Below are 6,794 nucleotides of genomic sequence, written 5' to 3'. Positions count from 1 at the left end.
TAAGACCCGAACAAGTCCATAAACAGTTGTGCTGGCGACCATAGCAAGAGTGAACCACCTGATCCCTTCCCGAACTCAGAAGTGAAACCTCTTAGCGCTGATGGTAGTGTGGGGTTACCCATGTGAGAGTAAGTCATCGCCAGCTCATTATTCGAAAATCCCCCTCCGCCAAGGCAGAGGGGGATTTTTTTTATGCGTGGAATTTAGTCAAATAAATGTTATTTATGTGCTATTTCGACTGAAACATCACATAAAAATAAAATTGAGAGGCGTATACTGAACCGGTCTATGGAGCGGATATGTCCTCAAATTCATCTTCAAGCCATATTGAATATGGCTCTTCTGCTTTTAAAGCAGTGCTTTTTTCCTTATTCCTTGCTGGCTTTGCCATTTTTTCATCACTGTATTGCGTACAGCCGATGATGCCGATTCTGGCTGATTATTTCCAGGTCAGCCCGACTCAAAGCAGTTTCCCTTTATCTTTTTCTACCATTGCCTTGGCAGTTGGCCTGATTTTTACTGGACTAATATCAGACCGATTCGGTCGTAAGCCGATTATGGTCTGGTCTCTATTTTCAGTCTCAGTATTATTACTATTAAGTGCAATATTGCCGATCTGGTCCGTGTTTCTGACCACACGAGTAATGATTGGATTGACAGTCAGTGGTGTCGCAGCAGTCGCGATGACTTATATCGGGGAAGAAATTGCAGAAAAAGATATCGGTTTTGCCATGGGCTTATATATTTCTGGCACAGCGATAGGTGGTATGGGAGGGCGTTTAATTGCCGGAGTTTTAGTTGATTTTATCTCTTGGCAATCTGCTACTTTGTTGATTGGTATTTTAAATCTCTGTATTGCAGGCTTATTTTATTACCTCTTACCCGCTTCGCAACATTTTAAAGCCTATCCAATCAAGCTGAATCGTTTTAAAAACTCATTTAGACACAATCTCGCTGATCCAAAACTTCGGGTTTTATTCCTGCAAGGTTTTATCTTGATGGGCTGCTTTGTCTCGGTATTTAATTATCTGAGTTATCGCTTGATCCAAGCGCCATTTGAGCTATCTCATGTCTGGATTGGTGTGATTTCGATTACTTATTTGGCCGGCATTTATAGTTCCCCTCGAGCAGCACATTGGGGGCGGCATTACGGAAAATTTAGAATATTGGCAGCCATGATCCTGATGATGCTTGTGGGCTTGTCGCTGATGCTGATCAATCAGTTGGTTGTTGTTTTTACCGGATTGCTGATTTTTACTTTTTCTTTCTTCGCTGCCCATTCTACCGCCAGTAGCTGGGTGTCGATCCAGTCGTTACAGTATCGGGCAGTCGGTTCGTCGCTGTATTTATTTTGCTATTACTTGGGTTCAAGTGTGTTGGGGAGCTCAAGCGGATTGGTGTGGGAAAATTATGGCTGGATAGGATTAACTGTGTTTATTGCCGCGTTATTACTGACGGGTTTGTCATTCAGTTTAAAACTCCGTTCAAATTAGAGATTATTTCCAAGCTTTCCTCCTCATAAATAGAATCAATTTCTTTTTTGAAATATTTAAACTTTAGATTCAAGTGACAAATAGAGCGTGATTCAGTTAGTCTCTGATTTTGTATAAATTATAATCAAGCAAGCTAGGGCCGATTCATGGTAAAATAATCGGCTTTCATCTTTGATCTTATTTTTAGATCTCCTATCATCTGCCAGCCGAGAATTGCTAGCCATGTCTACTGCTTATACCATGCAGACTGCGCCAAAAGCGTTGTTTGATTACGACAAATATTGGGCGTCTTGTTTTGACCCTGCGCCATTTTTGCCGATGTCACGCGAGGAAATGGATCAACTCGGCTGGGACAGCTGTGATTTTATTTTAGTTTGTGGTGATGCTTATATCGATCATCCGTCTTTCTGTTCAGGCATTATTGGTCGTACGCTAGAAGCACAAGGCTTCCGTGTCGGCATTATTGCACAGCCAGACTGGACCAGCGTGGATGCGTTCCGCGTTTTGGGTAAACCGAATATTGCTTGGGGTGTAACAGCAGGGAATATGGATTCTATGATCAACCGTTATACGGCTGACCGTAAAATCCGTTCTGATGATGCCTATTCACCAGACAATCAGCCAAACAAACGTCCAGACCGTGCGGCAACCGTGTATTGCCAGCGTGTCCGTGAAGCTTATCCGGATGTACCGGTATTATTGGGCGGTATTGAAGCATCCTTACGTCGTATTGCGCATTATGATTACTGGTCAGACAAAGTCCGTCGTTCAGTATTGATGGATTCAAAAGCCGATCTTTTGATGTACGGTAATGGCGAACGCTCAATCACTGAAATTATGCATCGTCTGGCGCGTGGCGAGAAAATTCACGAGATTACTGATGTTCGCGGTACAGCGTTTATTGTGAATAAACACAACCGTGCCTCTAAAGCCAAATTTGTTGAAATTGCATCGAATGATGTGGATGCGATTGGCCGTGTTGATCCAATTATTAACCCGTATGTCATGACTGAAGATATCGATGGTTGTGAGATTGAACAAGGGAAGGATTCTAGCCAGTATCAAGGTTTCCAAAAAGAACATGTCGCCAATCCGATTGTGCGAGCAGGGGATGACCTAGATCCTGATACGCAAATTGTGCAACTGCAACCGGCTTCTAAAGCGATTAAACATAAGTTACCGCCGCGTGAATTGGCCGTAATCCGTTTGCCTGCTTTTGAAGAAGTTGCTGCAGATCCAGTGCTTTATGCACATGCCAACCGTATTCTGCATCTGGAAACCAATCCGGGAAATGCGCGTGCTATGGTACAAAAGCATGGTGAACGTGATGTCTGGTTGAATGCACCGCCAATTCCGTTGACTACCGAAGAAATGGATTACGTGTTTGACCTGCCTTATGCACGTCTGCCGCACCCTGCTTATGGCAATGCACGTTTCCCGGCATTCGACATGATCAAGTTCTCTGTGAATATCATGCGTGGCTGTTTCGGAGGCTGTACCTTCTGTTCGATTACAGAACACGAAGGTCGTATTATTCAGAACCGTTCTGAAGAATCGATTCTGCGTGAAGTGGAAAAAATCCGTGATACGGCTCCAGGCTTTACTGGCATTATCTCGGACCTGGGTGGCCCAACAGCCAATATGTACCGTCTGGCATGTAAAGATCCTGAGATTGAAAAGAACTGTCGTAAACCGTCATGTGTATTCCCGGGCGTGTGCCAAAACCTGCATACCGACCATGCGCCATTGACGCAGTTATATCGTAAAGCACGTTCTTTACCAGGCATTAAAAAAATTCTGATTGGTTCAGGCCTACGTTATGACCTTGCGGTTTTAAACCCTGAATATGTCAAAGAACTTGTCACCCATCATGTCGGTGGTTACTTAAAAATTGCGCCTGAACATACCGAGAAAGGTCCACTCAATAAAATGATGAAGCCGGGTATTGGTACCTATGACCGCTTCAAGCAAATGTTTGATCGTTACAGTAAAGAAGCCGGTAAGGAACAATACTTGATTCCTTACTTCATCGCGGCGCATCCGGGAACTACCGATTACGACATGATGAATTTGGCGATTTGGTTGAAGAAGAATGGTTTCCGTGCCGATCAGGTACAGACCTTCTATCCTTCACCAATGGCGACTGCAACTACCATGTACTACACTGGTAAAAACCCGCTGGCGAAAGTGGCGCGTTATACTGAAAATGTCGACATTGTGAAAGGTGAGAAACGTCGTCGTCTGCACAAAGCTTTCTTGCGTTATCATGATTCAAACAACTGGCCGTTATTGCGTGAAGCCCTGAAAGAAATGGGCCGTCAGGATTTGATTGGTAACTCGAAACAGCATTTGATTCCGACTTATCAGCCTGCAGGCAGTGCAGACGGTCAGTATCAATCGGCGCGTAAGAAAAACTCGACGGTTGCCGGTGATTCGCAAAAACGTACCGGTGAGCAAGGGAATCGTAGCAAGGCTGCACAAGCTCAGTCACGTCCTTCAAATACCAAGAAACGTCCTGAACGTGGGCAAATTCTGACCCAGCACACCGGTTTGCCACCACGTGAAACAGGCGATGCCAAAAAACCGTTTGGTGGGCCAAAGCCTAAAGCGAAGCCCAAATCACGTGCATAATTAATTTAATAAAAAGACACTTCGGTGTCTTTTTTTAGCTCTTGGGTAAAGTAACGTAGCCTGAGCTTGTCAGTTGAAAGTGTAAAAGAATATATTATTTGAATTAAATTCTTTAAAAAAGTGATATAAAAATAACACTTTGTCGGAATTGTCCTACAGTTGGGCAGATATGTATTGCGGTCAATTCCATGGATGTTTTAGAGTGCATTATCAGTACTTTAAATCCACTTTCATTGGCATCTAGAGAGATGTCACTTTAGGTAACACAGAATCGAGTTTTGATACCAGTTGTATGGGTATTTAAACAGATTGGTTGTTATATCTATTTAAAATAAAGCGTGGGTTTATACTGCACAACAATAAAACAAAAATGATTATAAGAATTCAAGGATTTAGGCATGACCACCTATATTATGATTGGGAGTTTCCTGCTCTTCTGTGTCGTGCTCATGGCATGGAAAAAGCTCGGAAATAATTCCAAACCACAAGACAGTGCGTTAAAGCAACGTGCTATTTTTAACCTGAATGAGCAATTGACCTTCACCCGTTTGAGGGAAGTATTACCTGAATACATCATTTTGGCACATGTTTCCTATGATGCCTTAATGACGACTAAATTTAACCGGACTCGACATAAGTACCGCAACCTGACTGCAGATTTTGTAATTCTGGATCAGCAGCACCAGATTCTAGCCGTGGTGGGAGTAGATGACCCATTAATTTTGAAGCGTCCCCAGCAGACGGGTTTTCAGGATGCATTACTAACCATGGCAGGTTATCGGGTAATTCGTTACGATGATGTGCCGGAATATTATCAGTTGCGCCAGGACTTCTTGCAGGAGCAAGCGCAAATGCAGAAAATGCCCAAATATACAGTTAGCAATGATCTGAAAAAATATTATTTATATTCGGATTTAGAGCGCAGTAAAATCAAAGCTGTGGGCTAAAACAAAAAAGCATGCCAGAAGCATGCTTTTTTTATGAGTACCGATCTTGAAACATTATTCCGGTTTAACCGCCACGACAGTCAGTTCGACCAATACCCGTGGATCATAGAGTTTTGCTTCTACACAGGTACGAGGCAGCGCTTCGATATCAGCGACCCAGGCATCCCAGACTTCATTGAAGGCTGCATAATCTTTTTCAATGTCTTTCAAATAGATGGTTACCGACATGATGTGACTTTTGTCTGTGCCGGCATCTGCCAGAAACTGGTCAATAATATCTAAAGTCTGTTGGGTTTGCCCTTTAATATCCAGTTCAACATCTGTGGCCAGCTGGCCGGCAAGATGCACCAGATTACCGGCAATGGCAATTTCCGAAAAGCGTTTCGATACGTGTAAACGTTCAACTGTCATGTTGTTCATCCTGAGTTTTGGGCATCAGGGCTGCGACCAATGCAGTCAGCAGACAACCCACCGCCAGATAGATGGCTACATAATGCCATGAACCATCTGCCCAAATCACCAGTGCCGCTGCAATAAATGGGGTAAAACCACCCCCAATGATGCTCGCCACCTGATAGCCAACTCCGGCACCGCTGTAGCGGTATTCTGTGCCAAACAGGGAGGTGAAAATCGGTTGATGGACACTAACCACCATATCGTGTGCAACGTTGGCCAGTAAAATTGCGCCAACAATAATCATCCAGGTGTTTTGTGCATCGAGCGCCATAAAGAATGGAAAGGCCGAAAGCGCACCAATCAAACCACCCCAGACACACATTTTCTGATGATTGAATTTATCCGCCAGCCAGGCAAAGAAGGGAATACTGAAACAGCTGATGGCACCGACCATCAGCGTGATATTCAGGAAGAACTGTTTGTCCATGCCTAGGTTGCTGGTGGAATAGTTCAGGGCGAAATTGGTGACCAGATACATGGTCAGCAATTCAGTCAAACGTAAGGCAATAATATAAAAGAAAGCTTTTGGATGTTTGCTGATCGCCTGCAAGATCGGCAGTTTTTCTGGTTGATGATCAGCTTTCACCACCTTTTCCACAAACTCTTGCGATTCATCCTGATCACGTCGGATCCACATCGCTACAGCTAACAGTACGATGCTGGCCAGAAAGGGAATACGCCATGCCCAGTCCGCAAAAGCCTGTTCGCCTAGGGTCGCAATAATAATGGAGACTGCACCAGTGGCCAATACCAGGCCAACACCATAGCCGACCTGAACCCCGCTGCTATAAAAGGCTTTTTTACCCTTGGGTGCATTTTCAACTGCCATCAGAGCTGCGCCGCCCCATTCACCACCCACGGCAAAGCCTTGCAAGGCACGGCAAAACACCAACAGCACCGGAGCCCACCAGCCAATTGCTTCAAAATTTGGCAGCAGACCAATCCCGACCGTGGAAATTCCCATCAGGATTACCGTAAGTACCAGCATTTTTTTACGGCCGAGCTTGTCACCAAAGTGACCAAATACCACACCACCTAAAGGACGAAACAGGAAGCCGACCCCAAAGGTGGCCAGAGCCGCAAGGGTACCCATGTTCTCGCCAATACTGGGGAAAAACTGATCTTTAAAAATTAAGGCTGCAACAATGCCATAAAGGAGAAAATCATACCAATCGACAACAGCACCAACAAAACTAGACAGCGCAGCTTTACGTGCGCGTTGTTCTTGAACAACAGAAGAATTTACAGAAGACATGCAGGAGGGGAT

5 protein-coding genes and 1 rRNA gene are annotated in these 6,794 nt (G+C 44.4%); 4 read left to right on the top strand and 2 right to left on the bottom strand.

What is annotated here, in order from left to right:
- The first annotated feature begins 30 nt into the window (after nt 1–30).
- The 4 genes from rrf to F891_RS14235 all read left to right on the top strand — a co-directional run bounded on the left by rrf (nt 31) and on the right by F891_RS14235 (nt 5,071).
- Nucleotides 31–145 (top strand): 5S ribosomal RNA (gene rrf / locus F891_RS14250).
- Between the two features lie 154 nt (nt 146–299).
- Nucleotides 300–1,493 carry an MFS transporter gene (locus F891_RS14245; protein ID WP_005264013.1) on the top strand — a complete coding sequence of 398 codons (1,194 nt, stop codon included), beginning with the start codon at nt 300–302 and terminating at the stop codon, nt 1,491–1,493.
- 222 nt (nt 1,494–1,715) lie between these two features.
- Nucleotides 1,716–4,124, top strand: a complete 2,409-nt coding sequence (locus F891_RS14240) for a YgiQ family radical SAM protein (RefSeq protein WP_005264012.1) — start codon at nt 1,716–1,718, stop codon at nt 4,122–4,124.
- A gap of 398 nt (nt 4,125–4,522) precedes the next feature.
- Nucleotides 4,523–5,071 (top strand): DUF2726 domain-containing protein, encoded by a 549-nt coding sequence (locus tag F891_RS14235; RefSeq protein WP_004732580.1) that lies wholly within the window; start codon nt 4,523–4,525, stop codon nt 5,069–5,071.
- 54 nt (nt 5,072–5,125) lie between these two features.
- Here the strand turns inward: F891_RS14235 and F891_RS14230 are convergent, their stop codons facing one another.
- A complete protein-coding gene (locus F891_RS14230; RefSeq protein ID WP_005101539.1) occupies nt 5,126–5,482 on the bottom strand; it encodes a RidA family protein in 357 nt (118 codons plus the stop codon).
- Nucleotides 5,472–6,782: a shikimate transporter gene (gene shiA, locus F891_RS14225; RefSeq protein WP_005264011.1), complete on the bottom strand. Its 1,311-nt coding sequence runs from the start codon at nt 6,780–6,782 to the stop codon at nt 5,472–5,474. Before shiA ends, F891_RS14230 begins: the two co-directional genes overlap by 11 nt.
- Nucleotides 6,783–6,794: the final 12 nt, after the last annotated feature.

The sequence above is a fragment of the Acinetobacter sp. CIP 101966 genome (assembly GCF_000369725.1).
Lineage (GTDB): Bacteria > Pseudomonadota > Gammaproteobacteria > Pseudomonadales > Moraxellaceae > Acinetobacter > Acinetobacter lwoffii_Q.
The sequence above is the reverse complement of the archived record's forward strand: the minus strand, read 5'-3'. Positions and strand labels throughout refer to the sequence as shown.

Coding starts and splice junctions, on each gene's coding strand:
- F891_RS14230 (WP_005101539.1), bottom strand. CDS start 5,482: ATGACAGTTGAACGTTTACACGTATCGAAACGCTTTTCGGAAATTGCC.
- F891_RS14235 (WP_004732580.1), top strand. CDS start 4,523: ATGACCACCTATATTATGATTGGGAGTTTCCTGCTCTTCTGTGTCGTG.
- F891_RS14240 (WP_005264012.1), top strand. CDS start 1,716: ATGTCTACTGCTTATACCATGCAGACTGCGCCAAAAGCGTTGTTTGAT.
- shiA (WP_005264011.1), bottom strand. CDS start 6,782: ATGTCTTCTGTAAATTCTTCTGTTGTTCAAGAACAACGCGCACGTAAA.
- F891_RS14245 (WP_005264013.1), top strand. CDS start 300: ATGTCCTCAAATTCATCTTCAAGCCATATTGAATATGGCTCTTCTGCT.